A 19,459-nucleotide genomic window follows, 5' to 3' on the forward strand; every position below is an offset into this window, starting at 1 on the left:
GCTACCGGCGGGCGGCGACGTGGGAGGATGAGGAAGGTATGACGATCACACAAGCAGCAGCGCCCCTGCGCATCGGACCGATCCAGGTCGATGCGCCCGTCGTGCTCGCCCCGATGGCCGGCATCACGAACATGGCGTACCGCCGCCTCTGCCGTGAGTACGGCGCCGGGTTGTACGTGTGCGAGATGATCACCTCCCGTGCCCTGGTCGAGCGGACACCCGAGTCGATGCGGCTCATCCGGCACCACGAGTCCGAGACCCCGCGGTCGATCCAGCTGTACGGCGTCGAGCCGAACACCGTCGCCGAAGCCGCCACGATCCTGGTCGGCGAGGACCGGGCGGACCACATCGACCTCAACTTCGGCTGCCCCGTGCCGAAGGTCACGCGCAAGGGCGGCGGGGCAGCCCTCCCCTGGAAGCTCGAGCTGTTCCGCGACCTCGTCACCAAGACGGTCAAGGCCGCGGGGGACGTGCCGGTGACCGTCAAGATGCGCAAGGGCATCGACGGCGACCACCTGACGTACCTCGACGCTGCGAAGATCGCCCGCGACGCCGGTGTCGCGAGCGTCGCGCTGCACGCTCGGACCGCCAACGAGCACTACTCGGGGCAGGCGGACTGGTCGGCGATCGCGACCCTCAAGGAGACCGTCACCGACATCCCGGTGCTCGGCAACGGCGACATCTGGTCCGCCGCCGACGCCCTGCGGATGGTCGACGAGACCGGCTGCGACGGCGTCGTGGTCGGACGCGGCTGCCTGGGCCGACCCTGGCTCTTCGGCGACCTCGCGGCCGCCTTCCGGGGTGAGGACCTCCGCGCGGCCCCGAGCCTCGGCGACGTCGCGGTCGCGTTCCGTCGGCACGCCGAACTGCTCGTCGAGTTCTTCGAGTCCGAGGAGCACGGCTGCCGGGACATCCGGAAGCACGTGGCCTGGTACTTCAAGGGCTACCCGATCGGTGGTGAGGTCCGATCCGGCCTGGCGATGGCGTCCAGCCTGCAGGAGATCGACGACCTGCTCGGCAAGCTCGACTGGAGCGCCCCGTACCCGGGCGCCGACGTCGAGGGCCCGCGCGGTCGTGCCGGGCACCCCAAGAAGACCGCGCTGCCGGACCGTTGGCTCGAGAGCCGCGACGTCGACGCCGAGTTCCGCAAGGTCCTCGCCGCCGCCGAGATGCACCACAGCGGCGGATGAGCGCCACCTCGTCGTACGGTCCGGCCGATGCGGACCGGTGGTTCCCCGAGCAGCACAGCAGCCGGCGGAGCGACTTCGCGCGGGACCGCGCGCGCCTGCTGCACTCCAGCGCGCTCCGCCGACTCGCCGCCAAGACGCAGGTCCTCAGTCCGACGACCGGGCTCGACTTCGCCCGCAACCGCCTGACGCACTCTCTCGAGGTCGCCCAGGTCGGGCGTGAGCTCGCCGACAGCCTGGGTCTCGACCCGGACGTCGTCGACACCGCCTGCCTGGCGCACGACATCGGGCACCCGCCCTTCGGACACAACGGCGAGACCGCGGTGAACGCGTGGGCAGCCGACATCGGCGGGTTCGAGGGGAACGCCCAGACCCTCCGCCTGCTCACCCGCCTCGAGCCGAAGGTCTACGGCGACGACGGGCGTGCGTACGGGCTCAACCTCACCCGTGCGTCCCTCGACGCGAGCTGCAAGTACCCGTGGCCGGCGTCGCAGGGCGTCGGTGAAGCGTCCTCGGGTCGCACGAAGTTCGGCTTCTACGACGACGACCACGAGGCGTTCGCCTGGCTCCGCGCCGGCGCACCCCGCCGCCAACGCTGCATCGAGGCGCAGGTGATGGACCTGTCCGACGACATCGCGTACTCCGTGCACGACTTCGAGGACGCCGTCGTCGCGGGGTTCATCGACGTCGCCGCGCTCGGGGACCGCGTCGGGGAGAACGACATCGTCACGGCCATGCACGCCTGGGTCGGTGACGACCTGAGCCGGGACGAACTGCTCGAGGCGTTCGACCGGCTACGCGGGATGTCGCTGTGGATGACCTCGTACGACGGCTCGCGGCAGGACCAGGCACGTCTGAAGAACCTGACGAGCCAGCTCATCGGGCGGTTCGCCCGCACCGCGACGACCGCGACCCGGGAGTCCTACGCCTCGGGCTCGCTCGTGCGGTTCGCGGCGAGCGTCGTCACCCCACCCGAGATCATCGGCGAGATCGCGGTCCTCAAGGGCATCGTCGCGGCCTTCGTGATGACGCACGGCGACCGTCAGCCGGTCTACGAGGACCAGCGCCGGATCCTGACCGAGCTGCTCGACGCACTGGCGGCACGTGGTGACGGCGCCCTCGAGCCGGGCTTCGCCGCGGACTGGCGTGCCGCCGACGACGACCAGGGCAGGTCGCGCGCGGTCGTCGACCAGGTCGCCAGCCTCACGGACCAGGGGGCGCTCGCCTGGCACAAGCGGATGGTCGTGGGGGAGCGCGAAACGGTCCACATCGCCGTCTGAGCGGCCGCGCGGCCCCGGCCGCTCTGCACCGGTCGGCCGGCGTCGGTCCGTGCGAACTAGAATCGTGGGGTGGCTGGCCTGATCGCGCGGAACGACATCGACGAGGTCCGCGCGCGCGTGGACATCGCCGACGTCGTGGGCGACTACGTCACACTGAAGTCCGCCGGCGTCGGCTCGCTGAAGGGCCTCTGCCCCTTCCACGACGAGCGGACGCCCTCGTTCCACGTGCGGCCTCAGGTCGGTCGCTACCACTGCTTCGGGTGCGGCGAGGACGGCGACGTCTTCAGCTTCCTGATGTCGCAGGACCACACGACGTTCCAGGAGGCCGTCGAGCGGATGGCCGCCAAGATCGGCTTCACGCTCCACTACGAGGAGGGCGACGGGCCCCGCACCGACTACAACGCCCGCGCCCGGCTCATCGCGGCGAACGAGGCAGCGCAGTCGTTCTTCACCGCGCAGCTGACGACCGCTGCGGCCGAGCCGGCTCGCCGGTTCCTCGGGGAGCGCGGCTTCGACCCGGCGGCGGCGCAGCACTTCGGCGTCGGCTTCGCCCCGAAGTCCTTCGACGCGCTCAAGGACCACCTGCGCGGCCTCCGCTTCAGCATCGACGAGATCGTCGCCGCGGGCCTGGTCAGCCAGGGCGACCGCTCCCCGTACGACCGGTTCCGCGGACGGCTCATGTGGCCGATCCGGGACGTCACGGGGGCCACGATCGGTTTCGGCGCACGGCGGCTGCTCGAGGACGACAAGGGGCCGAAGTACCTCAACACGCCGGAGACGCCGATCTACCACAAGAGCCAGGTGCTCTACGGCATCGACCTCGCCCGCAAGGAGATCGCGAAGGGCAAGCAGGTCGTCATCGTCGAGGGCTACACCGACGTCATGGCCTGCCATCTGGCGGGCATCACGACGGCAGTGGCGACCTGCGGGACGTCGTTCGGCGTCGACCACATCAAGGTCCTCCGCCCGATGCTCGGTGACTCGGCCGCACAGCACGTGTCGCAGCTCGGTCAGATCGTCTTCACGTTCGACCCGGACGAGGCCGGTCAGCGCGCGGCGTCGCGCGCCTTCGCCGAGGAGCAGCGCTTCGCGTCGCAGACCTACGTCGCGGTCGCTCCGGGCGGGCTCGACCCCTGCGACCTGCGGCTGGCCCGCGGGGACGACGCGATCCGGCGGCTCGTCGAGAACCGCCGACCGATGTTCGAGTTCATGATCCGGCGACGCCTGGACGGCCACGACCTCGACACCGTCGAGGGCCGGGTCGGTGGGCTCCGCGAGTCCGCTCCGGTGATCGCGGGCATCCGAGACCGCGCCCTCGCCGACGGATACATCCGGAACACCGCCGGATGGCTCGGGATGGACATCGAGGACGTCCGACGCGCGGTCGCGGCCGCGCGTCGCCGTCCGGCCGACAGCGGCTCGGACCACCGCACAGGAGGCTCGGCCAGCGCCGGACACGTCGGCCCGGCCGGCGGACACGGCGGCCAGGGTGAGGCGTCGAGCATCCCCGAGGAACCGCAGGCGAGCCTGCGCTCCCTGCCGGACGACCCGATCGCCCGCATGGAGCGCGACGCCGTGATGGCGATGGTGCAGCAGCCGCAGTCCGTCGGCGCGCCGCTGCTCGGTCTGGCGGCGTCGGCGACGTTCTCGGCCCGGATGCTGTCGGTGGTGCGCGACGCCGTCGTGGCGAACATCGACGCGGTGGGGGACCGGGCGTGGCTCGACAAGCTGATCAGTGACGTGCCGACGCCGTTCCGGTCGCTCGTGCAGGAGCTCGCGCTCGCGCCCATCCCGGCGCGGTCCGACGAGGACCTCGCCATCTACTGCCGGGGGATCGTCGTCGCCCTCGTGGAACGCGACCTGCTCGCACGGAAGGCGTCGCTGCTCGGACAGCTGCAGCGCACCGACCCGTCCGACCAGGAGCGCCGGGCGGATGTGCAGCGGCAACTCGTCGACCTCGACGCGCAGCGGATGCGCCTCCGCGCGGACACCCCGGGAGCCTGATCCCGACCAGCGGTCGCGCGTCCGCCCGCGGCCCGTCAGGCCCGTCATCTCGCGGAGTTGCCCGACGCAACTCACCGCCACGGGCGCAACGAACCTGCGCGCCGCGCCGGGCACACTGCCTCCGATCGTGCCCCGCGAGACGCGATCGTGCGTTACAGCGGTGTAAACAATCCGCTCCCGGGGCCGCCAGTTGTCTGACAGGGTGTGACCATTGAACGTCCCCGCGACCGGTCACAGCCCGTTCCACCTCGGTCCCGGGACTCTTGCAACCACATCAGAGAGGCAATCGGACATGGCATCCGTTTCCACATGGGGCAAGCGCACCCTGGCGCTCGGCGCCGGAGCAGCGGCGACCGCGCTCGTGCTCACCGGCTGCGCAGGCGGCACCAGCGGCGGCTCCGGCGACCTGAACGGCCTGATCATCGGCACGACCGACAAGATCACGTCGCTCGACCCGGCCGGCTCGTACGACAACGGCTCGTTCGCCGTGCAGAACCAGGTCTTCCCGTTCCTCATGAACACGCCGACCGGCAGCCCGGACGTCGAGCCGGACATCGCCACCAAGGGCGAGTTCACCGACCCGACGACGTACGAGGTCACCCTGAAGGAGGGCCTCGAGTTCGCCAACGGCAACCCGCTCACGTCGAGCGACGTCAAGTTCTCGTTCGACCGCGACCTGAAGATCAAGAACGACAACGGCCCCTGGTCGCTGCTCGCGAACCTCAAGAGCATCGACACGCCGGACGACACCACCGTCGTGTTCAACCTCGACCACGCCGACCAGACCTGGCCCCAGGTGCTCTCGAGCCCCGCCGGCCCGATCGTCGACGAGGACGTCTTCTCGGCGACCGAGCTGACGAGCGCGGACGACATCGTCAAGGGCAACGCCTTCGCCGGCCAGTACAAGATCACCTCCTACAAGGAGAACGACCTCATCGCCTACGAGGCGAACGAGAAGTACGACGGCGTGCTCGACAAGGCGAAGACGAAGGACGTCACCGCCCAGTACTTCACCAAGGAGACGGACCTCAAGCTCGCGGTGCAGCAGGGCGACGTCGACGTGGCGTACCGCTCGCTGACCCCGACCGACATCTCCTCGCTCCGCAAGGACGAGGACCTGCAGGTCATCGACGGCCCCGGCGGTGAGATCCGCTACGTCGTCTTCAACTTCGCGACGCAGCCGTTCGGCACCGACCAGGACGGCGCCGACGAGGCCAAGGCCCTCGCCGTGCGTCAGGCCGTGGCGGACGTCGTCGACCGTGACGAGCTCGCGGAGGAGGTCTACGACAACACCTACACGCCCGTCTACTCGATGGTGCCGGACGGCCTGACCGGTGCCGCGACGCCGTTCAAGTCGCTCTACGGCGACGGCAACGGTGCCCCGGACGTCGACAAGGCGAAGAAGACCCTCGCCGACGCGGGTGTCACCGGCAAGGTCGAGCTCGACATCCAGTACTCGCCGGACCACTACGGTTCGGCCTCGGACGACGAGTACGCCACGCTGAAGACCCAGCTCGAGGACTCGGGCCTGTTCACCGTCAACATCCAGTCGACGGTGTACACGACCTACGCGGTCGAGCGCACGAAGGACGCCTACCCGCTGTACCAGCTCGGCTGGTTCCCGGACTTCTCGGACGCCGACAACTACCTCTCGCCGTTCTTCACGAAGGACAATTTCGTGCAGAACCACTACGACGACCCGACCATCCAGGGTCTGATCGCCGACGAGCAGCAGGAGTCGGACCCGGCCAAGCGCGCCGAGATCATCGAGCAGGCCCAGGAGCGTGAGGCCGAGCAGATCTCGACCCTGCCGCTCCTCCAGGGCAAGTCGGTGGCCGTCGCAGGCAAGGACGTCAAGGGTGTCACCCTCGACGCGTCGTTCAAGTTCCGCTACGGGACGATCACCAAGTAACCCGATGCACGACCGGGGGCGCTCCCACGAGGAGCGCCCCCTCTCGGCGTCATGCGAAAGGCACCCACCCCGTGACCCTCACGAACCCCGAGGCGATCGACACGGAGCCCACGAAGCCACAGGCACAGCGACGTGCCAGTGGCGGCGGCGGACTCGGTCGGTACGTCCTCGTCCGCTTCCTCCTCATCTTCCCGACGGTCTTCATCCTGGTGACGCTCGTCTTCTTCCTGATGCGCGTCGTCGGGAACCCGATCACCGCCTCGGTCGGCGGACGGCTCACCCCGAGCCAGCTGCAGGAACGCCTGCACGACGCCGGCTACGACCGCCCGGTCATCGTCCAGTACCTCGAGTACCTCGGCCAGATCGTCCGCGGTGACTTCGGCACGACGGCCACCGACAACCGGCCGGTGACCGAGATCATCCTGCAGTACGGCGGCGCGACCGCGGAGCTTGTGTTCTACGCGCTCATCGTCGCCCTCGTGCTCGGCATCCCGCTCGGCATGCTCGCCGCCTACCTGCGCGACAAGTGGCCCGACGTGCTGCTCCGCGCGCTGGCGATCCTGACCTACGCGACCCCGGTCTTCTTCGGTGGCCTGCTGCTCAAGCTCGTCTTCTCGGTCTGGCTGGGCTGGCTGCCCCTCGGCGACCGTGCGTCGACCCGGGCGCAGCTGGTGCTCGACCGCATCGAGAACCCCACGGGCATCTACATCATCGACGCGATCCGGACGGGCAACGGGCAGATCATCAGCGACGTGCTCCAGCACGCCGTGCTGCCGGCGCTCACCCTGGGTCTCCTCACCGCGGGCATCTTCCTCCGCCTGGTCCGCGCGAACATGATCGGTTCGCTCGGCTCGGAGTACGTCGACGCGGCCCGCTCCCGGGGTGTCCGCGAGTCGCGGCTCGTCCGCACGCACGCGTTCCGCCCGGCCCTCGTGCCGATCATCACCGTCATGGGGTTGCAGATCGCCATGTTGCTCGGCGGCTCGGTGCTCACCGAGACCACCTTCGGGTGGCGCGGGCTCGGCTTCGAACTCAACCAGTACCTGTCCGCCCGTGACTTCATCGCGGTCCAGGGCATCGTCGCGATGCTGGCGGTGATCGTCGCCGTCACCAACTTCGTCGTCGACGTCGTCGCAGCGCTCATCGACCCGAGAGTGAGGTTCTGACGATGTCCGACATCACACTCGTCGACCGCCACGAGCCGCTGTGGAAGCGGCTCCCCGTCGTGGTCCAGCTCCGTCGCAGCACGGGTTGGCAGCGTGCCATGCTCATCGTCGGCGTCGTCATCTGTGCGGTGTACCTGCTCGTCGCGCTGTTCGCCCCGCTCCTGGCACCGTACGGCTTCGGGCAGCAGCAGGGCGCCGACGGCGTCAACTTCCCGCGCACCGCTGAACCGAGCGCCGAGCACATCTGGGGCACGACCGTTGGTGGCCTCGACGTCTTCAGTCGTGTCGTCTTCGGGGCCCGGACCGCGGTCCTCGTCGTCATCGTCGCCGTCATCGTGTCGATCGCGATCGGCGTCCTGCTCGGCATGGTCTCCGGCTACATCGGCGGCTGGCTCGACCGGATCCTCGTGGTCGTCGCCGACGCGATCTACGCGTTCCCGTCGCTGCTGCTCGCGATCGTCGTCTCGATCGTGGTGTCCGGCGGCAACTCGAGTTACTTCGGCGGCATCACGGCGGCGGCGATCTCGATCACGGTCGTGTACATCCCGCAGTACTTCCGCGTGGTGCGCGCCGAGGCCGTGCGGCTCAAGAACGACGCGTTCGTGGAGTCCGCGCGCGTGATCGGCACGAACCCGTGGCGGATCATGACACGCCACGTGCTCCGGAACTCCACCCGGTCGCTGCCGCTCATCCTCACGCTCAACGCGAGTGACGCGGTGCTCACCCTGGCCGGCCTCGGCTTCCTCGGGTTCGGCATCGGTCCGACGCAGGGCGCCGAGTGGGGATACGACCTCAGCCGGGCGCTCTCCGACGTCGCGAGCGGTGTCTGGTGGACGGGCGTCTACCCGGGCGTCGCGATCGTCGTGCTCGTGCTCGGCGTGACCTTCATCGGGGAGAGCCTCAACGACATCTCCGACCCGCGTCTGCGTGCGCGTCGTCGGCTCAAGCAGCTGGTCTCCACGCGGCGCGCGGCGGCCACGACGGAAGGAACGGGCGCATGACGGGCATCCCCACGGGCCTCCGGTCCGGCTCGGGCCGAACCGCAGCCGACCCGGTGGTCGTCGTCGACGACCTCACCGTCACCTTCGCGACGGACGGCGGCGCCGTCGACGCGGTGAAGGGCGTCAGCCTCGACGTCCGGCCGGGCGAGGTCCTGGCCCTGGTCGGCGAGTCCGGCTCCGGCAAGTCGGTGACCGCGCGGAGCATGCTCCGGCTCATGCCGGAGACCGCCACGCTCGGCGGCGCGGTGCTGCTCGACGGCACCGACGTCGTGTCGGTCGGCGCCCAGAAGCTGCGCGACCTGCGCGGCACGGCGGGCGCGATGGTGTTCCAGGAGCCCTCGACCGCGCTCAACCCCGTCTTCACGGTCGGGTGGCAGATCGCCGAGGGCCTCCGAGCGCACGGCGGCATGTCGAAGAAGGAGGCGCGGGCGAAGGCGATCGACTACCTCGGCCGCGTCGGCATCCCCGACCCGGAGACGCGCGTCGACCACTACCCGCACCAGTTCTCGGGCGGGCAGAAGCAGCGTGTCGTCATCGCGTCGGCGCTCGCCCTCGAACCGTCGGTGATCATCGCCGACGAGCCGACCACCGCGCTCGACGTCACGGTGCAGGCCGAGATCCTCGACCTGCTCCGCCGGTGCCGCGACGAGTTCGGTGCCGCGATCGTCGTCATCACGCACAACATGGGTGTCGTCGCCGACCTGGCCGACCGGGTCGCCGTGATGTACCAGGGCGAGATCGTCGAGGAGGCCCCGGTGCACCAGCTCTTCGCTGCGCCGCAGGCCGACTACACGAAGCGGCTGCTCGCCGCGGTGCCCCGCCTCGAGGCGTCGACGGGTGATGCCCGCCGTGCCGCCGTCACCGAGGACGTCGAACCCGTCGTGTCGGCGAAGGGCCTCGAGATCGTCTACCCGGGCCGGCTCGGATCGGCGGCGTTCCGCGCGGTGAAGGGCGTGGACCTGGCGATCCGTCCCGGCGAGGTCCTCGGGCTCGTGGGCGAGTCCGGATCGGGCAAGACCACCATCGGTCGGGCCATCGCCGGCCTCACGAAGATCACCGGCGGCTCGCTCAACGTCCTCGGCACCGAGATGCTCGGGTACAAGGAGCGCGACTTCAAGCGGCTGCGCAAGGACATCGGGTTCGTCTTCCAGGACCCCGCGACGTCGTTCAACCCGCTGCTGACGATCGCCGAGGCCGTCGCCGAGCCGCTCGTCGTGCACGGCGTGGCCGCGTCACCGCGCGCGGCCCGGAAGCAGGTGGACGAGCTCATGGAGGCCGTGCAGCTGCCCGCCGCGTACGGCGACCGGTACCCGCACGAGCTCTCGGGCGGACAGCGACAGCGCGCCTCGCTCGCACGGTCGCTGGCGCTCCGGCCGAAGCTGCTCATCGCCGACGAGCCGACCAGTGCGCTCGACGTGTCGGTGCAGGCACGCGTGCTCGAGCTGTTCCTCGAGTTGCAGCAGGACTTCGGGTTCGCGTCGCTGTTCATCAGCCACGACCTGGCCGTCGTCGGGGCGCTCTCCGACCGGATCGCGGTGCTGTACCGCGGCGACCTGGTCGAGACCGGCACGACCGCGCAGGTCCTCGGCGCCCCGCAGCACCCGTACACGCAGCGGCTGCTCGCGTCGTTGCCGGTGCCGGACCCGGAGGAGCAGGCCGAGCGACGGCGTACGCTGGAGCGACTGGAGCAGGCCGGCGCCTGACCGCTCGGTCACGACCGACGGCAGCACGACCAGCCAGGAGGCCCGGCCCCCGTCCGCGACGACCGTCGCGTCGGCGGGGCGGCCGGGCCTTGCGACATGGTGCCGCCGCAGGGCGCGCGTGGCACGAGAAGGGGTTGCATGACCGGGGAGAACGAGCCGGCCGTCGTCGCGGACGACGTCAGCATCGAGTACCGGGGCGGTGCGGTCACCAGCCCCATCCGTGCCGTCGACGGCGTGAGCCTGTCACTCGGGTGGGGCGAGGTCCTCGCGGTGCTCGGGGCCTCCGGATCCGGCAAGTCGACCTTCGCCGCGGCGGTCGCCGGGCAGCTCGGGACCCACGGTGAGGGCGAGGGGGCCCACCGTCGTCGCATCATCGGCGGGGAGCTCACCGTCCTCGGGCAGCAGACCCGCCGGATCCGGCAGTCGTCGCGGCGGTACTCGCGGTTGACCGGTCGGATCGGGTACCTGCCGCAGGACGGCGCCGACCGGCTCCGTCCCGACCTGCTCGTCGGCGAGGCGATCGCCGAACCCATCTACGCGCGGGACCGCCGGTTCGACCGGAAGGAAGCCGGCCTCATCGTCGCGCGCCTCGTCGACGCCGTGCACCTGCCGCTCGGGGTCCTCCGGCTCAACACGTGGGAGCTCTCGAGCGGACAACGGCAGCGCGTCGCACTGGCTCGGGCGCTCGTGCTCGAGCCGCAGCTGCTCGTCGCCGACGAACCGGCGCGGGGTGTCGACGTGCTCGTCCGCCAGTCCGTGCTCGAGGCCCTGGTCGGACTGCAGCGGAAGCGACGGTTCTCGGCGATCGTGGTGTCGAGTGACCTCCGCGAGGCCCGGGCCCTCGCCGACCGTGTGGCGATCATGAACGAGGGTCGGCTGGTCGGGCTCGGGACCTTCGACGAGGTCCTCGACAACCCGCTCGACCCGTACGTCCGGACGCTCGCGGCGACCGCGTCGCGTCCGGTGAAGCGCAAGCCGGCCACCGCCGGCCGAGGAGGGGTCCGCCAGGCATGAGCGAGCAGCACCAGTCACGAGGCCACCGGGCCGTCGTCACCGACGAGGGCCGTCCGCTCCCCGTCGGCACGCCCGCACCGGGGGCCATCACGATCCTGCCGACACCCACCGACCTGCACGAGGACGCGGTCCGGCAGGCCGGCGGCACCCTCGCCGACCTCGGCGGTGACACGCGGGGGATCGTCTGGCTCGATGCGAGCGACCCCGACGGGTTGCAGCGTGCGCTGACGACGGCCCCGGACGTGTCCTGGGTGCAGCTGCCGTTCGCCGGAGTGGACGCGTTCGCGCACCTCATCGCCGAGCACGGGGACCGTGTCCTGTTCACCTCCGCCAAGGGCGCCTACGCCGAGCCGGTCGCCGAGCACGCCCTCGCGCTGACGCTCGCCACCCTGCGCGTGCTGCAGAAGCGCGCACGCACGACGTCATGGGGTCGCGAGCCCGAGGGCGTGTCGCTCTACGGCCGCTCGATCGTCCTCATCGGTGCGGGCGGCATCGCGCTCGAGTACCTGCGCCTCGTGGCGCCCTTCGACGTCCGCGTGACCGTCGTCCGGCGGTCCGCCGAGGCCGTGCCCGGGGCCGAACGCACCGTGACGACGGACCAGCTCGACGAGGTGCTGCCCGGCGCCGACGTCGTCGTGGTCGCCGCGGCCATGACCTCGGGGACGTCGGGGCTGCTCGGTGCGCACCAGTTCGCGATCATGCCGGAGCACGCCCGGCTGGTGAACATCGCCCGCGGCGGGCTCGTCGACACGGACGCGCTCGTCGACGCCCTGCGCTCCGGGAGCATCGCCGCCGCGGGACTCGACGTGACCGATCCCGAGCCGCTGCCCGACGGTCACCCGCTGTGGGACGAGCCCGGCGCGCTCATCACCCCGCACCAGGCGGACACCCCGGAGATGGTGGCGCCGCTGCTGGCCGAGCGGGTCGGGGCGAACGTCGCGGCCTTCCTCCGTGGCGACGGCACCGGTTTCATCGGCGTGGTCGACCCGGCCGCAGGGTACTGACGCACCGCGGCTGACCAGGGCTTCCGCCACGGCGCGCCCGGGATGCGCAACCGATGCGCGGGACGCTGGACGTTTGCTGCTATGCTGTTACCCGCTGTTCAACCGCCTTCCAGCGGAACCGGCAGTGATCCTCGATAGCTCAATTGGCAGAGCAGCCGGCTGTTAACCGGCAGGTTGTTGGTTCGAGTCCAACTCGGGGAGCGACAGGCCCTCACCCTTCGGGGTGGGGGCCTCTTGCGTTCTCCGGCCGTCCCCACTGTCGCACTGTCGCAGGTGGTCGGTGCGGTTCTCGGGCGTCGTGGTGCGCGTGCTCAGCCGTCACCGCGCCCGATGCTGTTAACGTCCACAGGTGCCCCGTCCTCCCCGCCGCTCCGCGACCCTCGTCGCCGTGCTGTCGGCCGGGTTCGTCGTCGCGGCCCTGACCGGGTGCTCGTCGACGGACGACCGGGCCGGCCTGGCTGATGCGGAGGGCCCCATCTCGTCATCCGCTGCCGATCCGTCCGGCCCGACCGGGTCGTCGCCGATCGTCTTCGCCTTCACCTGCGACACCGGCGACGGCGCCGAGCAGGAGACCTACACGACGGCCGCGGCGGTGTGGGAGGACGGCCGGACCTCGTGCACGGCGGCCCCGATCACCGGCACCGAACCGTCGGAGCAGCAGCGCTCCGCCCTGGACGCCGCCGCCGGTGACGTGACCCTCGAGCAGCTCGCCGCCGGATGCGCCGTCAGCGGTACCGCCCCGTGGACGAGTGCGGTGACGAACCCGTCGCAGGCGCACCTGGCATCGGGGCTGGAACGGTACTGCCCGGGGCACCCGGAGATCGAACGGCTCCGCCGGGCCCTGGCGGCGTACCAGCGCTGAGGCGCGGAACCGAGCCGCAACCGGCGCGGTCGGAGCGCTCAGCCCTCGGGGTGGTCCCGCCCCGGCAACCACGACCTGCCCGGGCCGCCCCAGCTGTTCTTCCGCACGGCCTTCTGCGCCTGCTTCGCGTACGGGTGGACGAGACGGTCCGCGTACAGCAGGCCGTCCAGGTGGTCGTACTCATGCTGGAACACCCGGGCGAGCCAGCCGTGCGCCTCGATCTCGAACGGCGCACCGTGCTCGTCCACCGCGCGGAGGAGGGCTCCCTCGGCGCGACGGAGCGGGAAGCGCTCACCGGGGATGGACAGGCAGCCCTCGGACTCCTCGTCCTCGTCGAGCTCCTCGACCGACTCCGGCACCGGGGGAGTGGTCCAGAGCACCGGGTTGACCGCGACGCCCCGCCAGAGCACGTCCTCGTCGTCCGTCCACGAGTAGACGAACAGGCGCTTGTCGACGCCGACCTGCGGACCGGCGAGCCCGACGCCCGGCGCCAGGTCCATCGTCTCGAACATGTCGGCGACGAGCGCGCGGAGGGCGTCGTCGAAGACGGTCACCTCGGTCGCGGGGGTGTGCAGGACGGGTTCACCGGTGATCCGGATCGGGAGGACGGCCATGCAACCAGGTTATCTGCGCCCGTCGGATAGCCTCGACGCGTGACACCGGACCTGCCGATCCCCGACGTGGTGCAGAACCTGACCCCGTTCCAGGCCCTGATGATCCCCGTCGCACTGATCGGAGCGGTGTTCCTGTCCCTCGGTGCGCAGTTCCAGAGCCGCGGGGTCCAGCGGGTGGAGGCCCGGCTCGGGCAGCAGTCGAAGGGCCTGTCCGTCCGGCACGTCCTGGCGTTGCTCGGCAGCGGCAACTGGGTGCTCGGCACGCTCATGCTCGGAGCCGCCATCGTGCTCCAGCTCGTCAGCATCACCTACGCGCCACTCATCGTCGTGCAACCGCTCGGAGCCGTCGCCCTCGTCGTCACGACCTGGTTCTCCTCCCGGAGCTCCGGCGTCCCGCTCGGCACCCAGGCACGGCGGGCGGTCTGGACCTGCATCGGCGGCGTCGGCCTGTTCGTGCTCATCGCCGCCCTGTACGGCCGTGAGAGTCCGATCGGACGCGGGCAGCTCATCACCGTCCTCGTGGTCCTCGCGGTCGTCCTCGTGCTCGTCGTCGTCTCGTTCCGTCTCGTCGCCAAGCGACGGAATGCGCTCTACTACATCATCGGTGCCGGTGTCCTCTACGGCTTCGTGGCGACCCTCGCCAAGGTGACCCTGAACCGCCTCGTGAACGGCAGCTTCGACTGGGTGACGGTGTTCGCGATCGTGGGCGTCGTGGTGGCCTCGGCCGTCGGTGCGTACTTCGTGCAGAACGCCTACTCGAGCGGGTCCGCCGACCTGGTGATCGCCGGACTCACCGTGGTCGACCCGATCGTCGCCGTCGGCATCGGCGTGATCGTCCTCGACGAGGCGGCGGGCGCACCCGTCGGGGCCGGGATCGGTTTCCTCGTCGCCGGCGCCATCGCGATCACCGGGGTGTTCCTGCTCGCGAAGCACCACCCCGACACGCGCCGGTAGCGACAGCCGGGAGGCATGCCTCCCGTCCGTCTCCGGACCCGCGTCCGCGACGTGGCGCACGCCGACCCGCTGCACGTCCTGGTCCCCACCGGGCGGTACCACGGGATGACGCAGGTCAGCCGCGCGGCGGAGGCGGGCGGCCAGAGGGGTGCGGTAGCGTTCCGAACCGACCAGTCCGGCGTGCTGCGACGACGTACGCCGGTGATCGCGACGAGAGGACGACCCCCGCCGTGTCAGCAGACGCCACGACCGAGACGACCGACACCACGGCCGCCACCGGGGGGCGACGGCCGCTGCGGGTCCTCATCGCCGCCGACACGTTCGCCCCCGACGTGAACGGCGCGGCGACCTTCACCGAAGAGCTCGCCGTCGGGCTGGCCGAGCGCGGGCACGAGGTGCACGTCATCGCGCCGTCCTGGAACCGCACGCACCACGGCTCCTTCGACGAGGAGCACCGCGGCGTCACCCTGACCGTCCACCGCCTCGCGTCGTACCGGTGGCCCGCCCACGCCTGGTACCGCTTCGCCTGGCCCTGGACGGTCCGCAAGCACACCGCTCCGGTCATCGACGCCCTGCAGCCCGACGTCGTGCACATCCAGTCCCACATCGTGGTCGGTCGCGGCGTCGCCCGCGAGGCGCACGACCGGGGCATCCGGATCATCGGCACGAACCACTTCATGCCCGAGAACCTGCTCGAGTACACGCCGTTCGGCAAGCGCACGACGCCGATCGCCCTCAAGGTCGCGTGGGCGGACGCTGCGAAGACGTACCGGCTGGCCGAGGCGATCACCACGCCGACCGAGCTCGCGGCCGACTACCTGCGCGATGCGATCGCCGGTCAGCCGGTCCTCGCGATCTCGTGCGGGATCGACGCCACCCGCTACACCCCGGCGACGGGCCGGCCGGCGGGCAACGACATCGTCTTCGTCGGACGCGTGGCACCGGAGAAGAACCTCGACGTCGTCATCCGGGCGCTCCCGCTCCTGCCCGCCTCGCTCGACGCGCACTTCACGGTCGTCGGTGACGGCGACATGATCCCGAAGCTCACGGCGCTCGCGCAGGAGCTCGGTGTCGAGGACCGCGTCCGCTTCCTCGGGTTCGTCCCGGACGAGGTCAAGCTCCGCACGCTGACGAACGGGACCGTGTTCGTGATGCCGTCGACCGCCGAGCTGCAGAGCATCTCGTCGCTCGAGGCGATGGCCTCCGGGCTGCCCGTCGTGGCGGCGGACGCCATGGCGCTCCCGCACCTGGTCGACGGCAACGGCGCCCTCTTCGCGCCCGGTGACGAGCACGACCTCGCGGCGAAGCTCACCTCGGTGCTCACCGCTCCGGACGACGAGTACGCACGGATGCGGGAGCGCAGCCTGACGATGATCGAGGCACACGACATCAACCGCACGCTCTCGACGTTCGAGGCGCTGTATCGTGGGGAGCCGGTGGCCGCTGGCCCCGAGGGGCGGTAGCCAAGCTGGTCAAGGCAGTCGGCTCATAACCGAACGATTCGCGGGTTCAAGTCCCGCCCGCCCTACGTGCACCTGCCGTCCAAGAAGCGCCCACCCGAAGACACGAGTCACGCGCCCACCCCGAACGTGGTGTTCGAGGTGAGCCGGGCCGGTACGGGCGTGCGCGTCAACGCCTTCCGCATCGGGTTCATGGGCGCGATCGGCGTGCTCGTCGCCCTGTTGGCCGGCACCCTCATCCACCAGCTGAGCACCGTCCTCGTCTACATCGGTGTCGCGCTGTTCATCGCTCTCGGTCTCGACCCGCTCGTCACGCTGCTCGAGCGCTACATCCCGCGGTGGTCGGCGATCACGATCGTGGTGGTCGCGGTGCTGGGCGCCTTCGTCGGGGTCGTCTTCGCGATCGTGCCCCTCCTGGTCGAGCAGGCCACGAACCTCGTGCAGAACTTCCCCGAGATCGTCGCGGACATCTCGCAACAGGGTTGGGTGCAGGACCTGTCGCGCCAGTTCGACGGGTCGTTCGACATCGACCACGCCCTCGAGTCGGTGCAGACCTTCGTCGAGAACCCGGGCAACCTGCTCTCGCTCGGCGGCGGGATCCTGGCCGTCGGCAGCGGCATCCTCTCCGGGCTGACCGGCGCGCTCATCGTGATCATCCTGATGCTGTACTTCCTGGCGTCCATGCGCGGACTTAAGACGATGGCGTACCGCTTCGTGCCGGCGTCCCGTCGCGAGAACTTCGTCGCCGTGAGCGAGGAGGTCACGTCCTCGGTCGGCCGTTACGTCGTCGGGCAGATCACCCAGGCGGGCATCAACGGCGTGCTGAGCATCATCTGGCTGCTCATCATCGGCGCCCCGCTGCCCGTGCTGCTCGCGACCTTCGCGTTCCTCGGGTCGCTCATCCCGCTCGTCGGGACGATCGGTGCCGCGGTGCTCATCTCACTGCTCTGCCTGTTCGCCTCGCCCGCGACGGCGCTGGCGGCGGCGATCTACTACCTCGTGTACATGCAGGTCGAGGCGTACATCATCTCGCCGCGCATCATGTCCCGTGCCGTCCAGGTCCCGGGAGCCCTCGTGGTCATCGCCGCCGTGGCCGGTGCGACGATCGGCGGGGTGCTCGGCGCACTCGTGGCGGTGCCGGCCGCCGCGTCGGTGATCATCATCGTGCAGAAGGTCATCTACCCGCGCCAGGAACTCGCGTAGCGGCAGTCCGCGGGCGGCCGGTCGGACCGGGTTCGTCGGGGTGCTTGCCGTTCCCGGTCGGCACCTGGCATGATGAGCGTGTCCTCCGGGACATCACAATCGCATACCGATGGTCCCGAACGGGTCCTCCGCTGTACAGGTCGATGGGGAAGTCGCACCTGACGATCGGAGGAATCGTGACTGGGACAACGTCAGGAGTGCTCTACGTGCACTCCTCACCGCGCGCGCTCTGCCCGCACGTCGAATGGGCGGCAGGTCGCGCGATGAGTCGCGCCGTCAACTTCTCGTGGCTCGACCAGCCCGCGCTGGACGGTTCCCGCCGCACGGAGTTCACCTGGACCGGTCCGGTGGGCTCAGGCGCCGCGATCGCCTCTGCGCTGCGCGGGTGGGAGCACCTCCGCTTCGAGGTCACCGAGGACGCCACCGCGGAATCGGACGGTGGACGGTGGATGCACACGCCCGACCTCGGTGTCTTCTACGCGCAGACCGACGTCACCGGGAACATGGTCGTGCCGGAGGACCGGATCCGCTACGCGATGGAGGTCGCGGGCAGCAACGCCCTCGAGCTGCACCGTGAACTGCGACTCGCGCTCGGCCAGGCGTGGGACGACGAACTCGAGCCCTTCCGGCACGCTGCCGAGGGCAACCCGGTCGTCTGGCTGCACCGCGTGGGCTAGTCCCCGACTCAGGTTCCTCCGATCGACGGCGTCGTCTCTGCTGAGGCGGCGCCGTCGCCCGCGTGACGAGGAGCCGCGGGAAGCGCTGACCGCCAGGGCGGCCGCACGGACAGGAGGCCCGCCCCGCGACGCGGGACGGGCCTCCTGGACGAGCGTGGATCAGACCGAGCGGAACGCGACCACCGCGTTGTGCCCGCCGAAGCCGAACGAGTTGCTCACCGCGAGCAGGTCGCCCTGGGGCAGGTCGCGCGGCGCGGTTGCGACGTCCATCACGATCTCCGGGTCCTGCTCGGTGAGGTTGATCGTCGGCGGTGCGACGCGGTTCTCGAGCGCGAGGACGGTGAAGACCGCCTCGATCGCGCCGGCGCCACCGAGCAGGTGCCCCGTGGACGCCTTCGTGGCGGACACGACGACCTGGTCGAGGTGGTCACCGAAGACCCGACGCATGGCGTGGTACTCGGCGACGTCGCCGACCGGCGTCGACGTCGCGTGCGCGTTGACGTGCGCGACGTCGGACCGGCTGGCGTCCGCGTGCTCGAGCGCCATGATGACGGCACGGGCAGCCGCCGAACCCTCGGGGTCCGGCGCGGTGATGTGGAACGCGTCGGAGGTGATGCCGGAGCCGGCGACCTCGGCGTAGATGTGGGCGCCCCGGGCCTCGGCGTGCTCCTTCGTCTCGAGGATGAGCGCGGCCGCACCGTCGGCGAGCACGAAGCCGTCACGGGTGACGTCGTACGGACGCGAGGCCGTCTCGGGGGAGTCGTTCCGACGGGACAGCGCCTGCATCGCGGCGAACGAGGCGAGCGGCAGCGGGTGCAGCGCAGCCTCGGCACCACCGGCGATGACGATGTCCGCGTCACCGAAGGCGACGTGACGGTAGGCCTCGGCCAGGGACTCGGTGGAGGAGGCGCAGGCGGAGAGGTAGGTGCGGGCGCCACCACGGGCGCCGAACTCCATCTCGATGGCGGCGGCGGGGCCGTTCGCCATGAGCATCGGGACCGTCATCGGCATGACGCGACGCGGGCCCTTCTCGCGGAGGGTGTCCCACGCGTCGAGCAGCGTGTTGACGCCACCGATGCCGGTCGCCCAGTCGACGACGAGGCGCTCGGGCACGACGGACTCGGCGTCGATGCCGGCGTCCGCCCATGCTTCGCGCGCGGCGATGAGGGACAGCTGCGACGAGGGGTCGAGACGCTTCGACTCCGGGCGGGTGAGCTGGTCGGTGACGAAGCGACGCGCCTGGCCGGCGAACTCGACGGGGAGCTCGAGCTCGGCGTAGCGCGGGTCCTCGATGCGGCTGATGCCGGACTCACCGGCGAGCAGTGCCGCCCAGGATTCCTTGGCGGTCGCAGCGAGGGGACTGATCGCACCGATCCCGGTGACGACGACGGTTCTCTTGGTCATGAACGACGGTTCTT

At 70.7% G+C, this 19,459-nt stretch carries 16 protein-coding genes and 2 tRNA genes; 16 read left to right on the forward strand and 2 right to left on the reverse strand.

Annotation, left to right across the window (positions count from 1 at the left end; genetic code table 11):
* Nucleotides 1–38: 38 nt before the first annotated feature.
* The 11 genes from dusB to DEJ18_RS06320 all read left to right on the forward strand — a co-directional run bounded on the left by dusB (nucleotide 39) and on the right by DEJ18_RS06320 (nucleotide 13,133).
* The gene (gene dusB, locus DEJ18_RS06270) at nucleotides 39–1,190 is read left to right on the forward strand and encodes a tRNA dihydrouridine synthase DusB (protein ID WP_111080303.1); all 1,152 of its coding nucleotides are present in this window, start codon (nucleotides 39–41) and stop codon (nucleotides 1,188–1,190) included.
* Complete coding sequence (locus tag DEJ18_RS06275; protein WP_111210291.1) at nucleotides 1,187–2,467, forward strand: deoxyguanosinetriphosphate triphosphohydrolase; 1,281 nt, start codon at nucleotides 1,187–1,189, stop codon at nucleotides 2,465–2,467. The genes dusB and DEJ18_RS06275 overlap by 4 nt, the downstream gene beginning before the upstream one ends.
* A 69-nt stretch (nucleotides 2,468–2,536) precedes the next feature.
* The gene (gene dnaG, locus DEJ18_RS06280; protein WP_111210290.1) at nucleotides 2,537–4,471 is read left to right on the forward strand and encodes a DNA primase; all 1,935 of its coding nucleotides are present in this window, start codon (nucleotides 2,537–2,539) and stop codon (nucleotides 4,469–4,471) included.
* Nucleotides 4,472–4,763: 292 nt separating this feature from the next.
* The gene (locus DEJ18_RS06285) at nucleotides 4,764–6,383 is read left to right on the forward strand and encodes an ABC transporter substrate-binding protein (protein WP_111210289.1); all 1,620 of its coding nucleotides are present in this window, start codon (nucleotides 4,764–4,766) and stop codon (nucleotides 6,381–6,383) included.
* 71 nt (nucleotides 6,384–6,454) lie between these two features.
* Nucleotides 6,455–7,549, forward strand: a complete 1,095-nt coding sequence (locus DEJ18_RS06290; RefSeq protein ID WP_111080299.1) for an ABC transporter permease — start codon at nucleotides 6,455–6,457, stop codon at nucleotides 7,547–7,549.
* A 2-nt stretch (nucleotides 7,550–7,551) separates the two neighbouring features.
* A complete protein-coding gene (locus DEJ18_RS06295; RefSeq protein ID WP_111080298.1) occupies nucleotides 7,552–8,550 on the forward strand; it encodes an ABC transporter permease in 999 nt (332 codons plus the stop codon).
* Nucleotides 8,547–10,253 (forward strand): ABC transporter ATP-binding protein, encoded by a 1,707-nt coding sequence (locus DEJ18_RS06300; RefSeq protein ID WP_111210288.1) that lies wholly within the window; start codon nucleotides 8,547–8,549, stop codon nucleotides 10,251–10,253. The genes DEJ18_RS06295 and DEJ18_RS06300 overlap by 4 nt, the downstream gene beginning before the upstream one ends.
* A 138-nt stretch (nucleotides 10,254–10,391) precedes the next feature.
* Complete coding sequence (locus DEJ18_RS06305; protein ID WP_111210287.1) at nucleotides 10,392–11,267, forward strand: ATP-binding cassette domain-containing protein; 876 nt, start codon at nucleotides 10,392–10,394, stop codon at nucleotides 11,265–11,267.
* The gene (locus tag DEJ18_RS06310) at nucleotides 11,264–12,271 is read left to right on the forward strand and encodes a D-isomer specific 2-hydroxyacid dehydrogenase family protein (protein WP_111210286.1); all 1,008 of its coding nucleotides are present in this window, start codon (nucleotides 11,264–11,266) and stop codon (nucleotides 12,269–12,271) included. The genes DEJ18_RS06305 and DEJ18_RS06310 overlap by 4 nt, the downstream gene beginning before the upstream one ends.
* Before the next feature lie 128 nt (nucleotides 12,272–12,399).
* Nucleotides 12,400–12,472: transfer RNA gene (locus tag DEJ18_RS06315), tRNA-Asn, on the forward strand.
* Between the two features lie 148 nt (nucleotides 12,473–12,620).
* Entirely contained in the window at nucleotides 12,621–13,133 is a 513-nt protein-coding gene (locus DEJ18_RS06320) for a hypothetical protein (RefSeq protein ID WP_111210285.1), read from the forward strand.
* Between the two features lie 38 nt (nucleotides 13,134–13,171).
* Here DEJ18_RS06320 and def read toward each other — a convergent pair whose 3' ends face one another.
* Nucleotides 13,172–13,747 carry a peptide deformylase gene (gene def / locus DEJ18_RS06325; RefSeq protein ID WP_111080293.1) on the reverse strand — a complete coding sequence of 192 codons (576 nt, stop codon included), beginning with the start codon at nucleotides 13,745–13,747 and terminating at the stop codon, nucleotides 13,172–13,174.
* Between the two features lie 39 nt (nucleotides 13,748–13,786).
* Between def and DEJ18_RS06330 the strand changes: the two genes are divergently transcribed.
* The 5 genes from DEJ18_RS06330 to DEJ18_RS06350 all read left to right on the forward strand — a co-directional run bounded on the left by DEJ18_RS06330 (nucleotide 13,787) and on the right by DEJ18_RS06350 (nucleotide 18,041).
* On the forward strand, nucleotides 13,787–14,701 hold the full coding sequence (locus tag DEJ18_RS06330; protein ID WP_181431046.1) for a DMT family transporter: 915 nt from the start codon (nucleotides 13,787–13,789) through the stop codon (nucleotides 14,699–14,701).
* A gap of 230 nt (nucleotides 14,702–14,931) precedes the next feature.
* A complete protein-coding gene (locus tag DEJ18_RS06335; protein WP_111080292.1) occupies nucleotides 14,932–16,164 on the forward strand; it encodes a glycosyltransferase in 1,233 nt (410 codons plus the stop codon).
* Nucleotides 16,155–16,229 (forward strand) — tRNA-Ile (locus DEJ18_RS06340). Before DEJ18_RS06335 ends, DEJ18_RS06340 begins: the two co-directional genes overlap by 10 nt.
* A 94-nt stretch (nucleotides 16,230–16,323) precedes the next feature.
* Nucleotides 16,324–17,364, forward strand: coding sequence for an AI-2E family transporter (locus tag DEJ18_RS06345; protein WP_258376902.1), 1,041 nt, complete (start codon nucleotides 16,324–16,326; stop codon nucleotides 17,362–17,364).
* Nucleotides 17,365–17,540: 176 nt separating this feature from the next.
* On the forward strand, nucleotides 17,541–18,041 hold the full coding sequence (locus tag DEJ18_RS06350; RefSeq protein WP_502866261.1) for a DUF3145 domain-containing protein: 501 nt from the start codon (nucleotides 17,541–17,543) through the stop codon (nucleotides 18,039–18,041).
* A gap of 159 nt (nucleotides 18,042–18,200) precedes the next feature.
* Here DEJ18_RS06350 and DEJ18_RS06355 read toward each other — a convergent pair whose 3' ends face one another.
* A complete protein-coding gene (locus tag DEJ18_RS06355; RefSeq protein WP_111210283.1) occupies nucleotides 18,201–19,445 on the reverse strand; it encodes a beta-ketoacyl-[acyl-carrier-protein] synthase family protein in 1,245 nt (414 codons plus the stop codon).
* Between the last annotated feature and the right edge of the window lie 14 nt (nucleotides 19,446–19,459).

Source organism: Curtobacterium sp. MCSS17_015 (assembly GCF_003234265.2).
In the GTDB taxonomy this organism is placed as follows: Bacteria; Actinomycetota; Actinomycetes; order Actinomycetales; family Microbacteriaceae; genus Curtobacterium.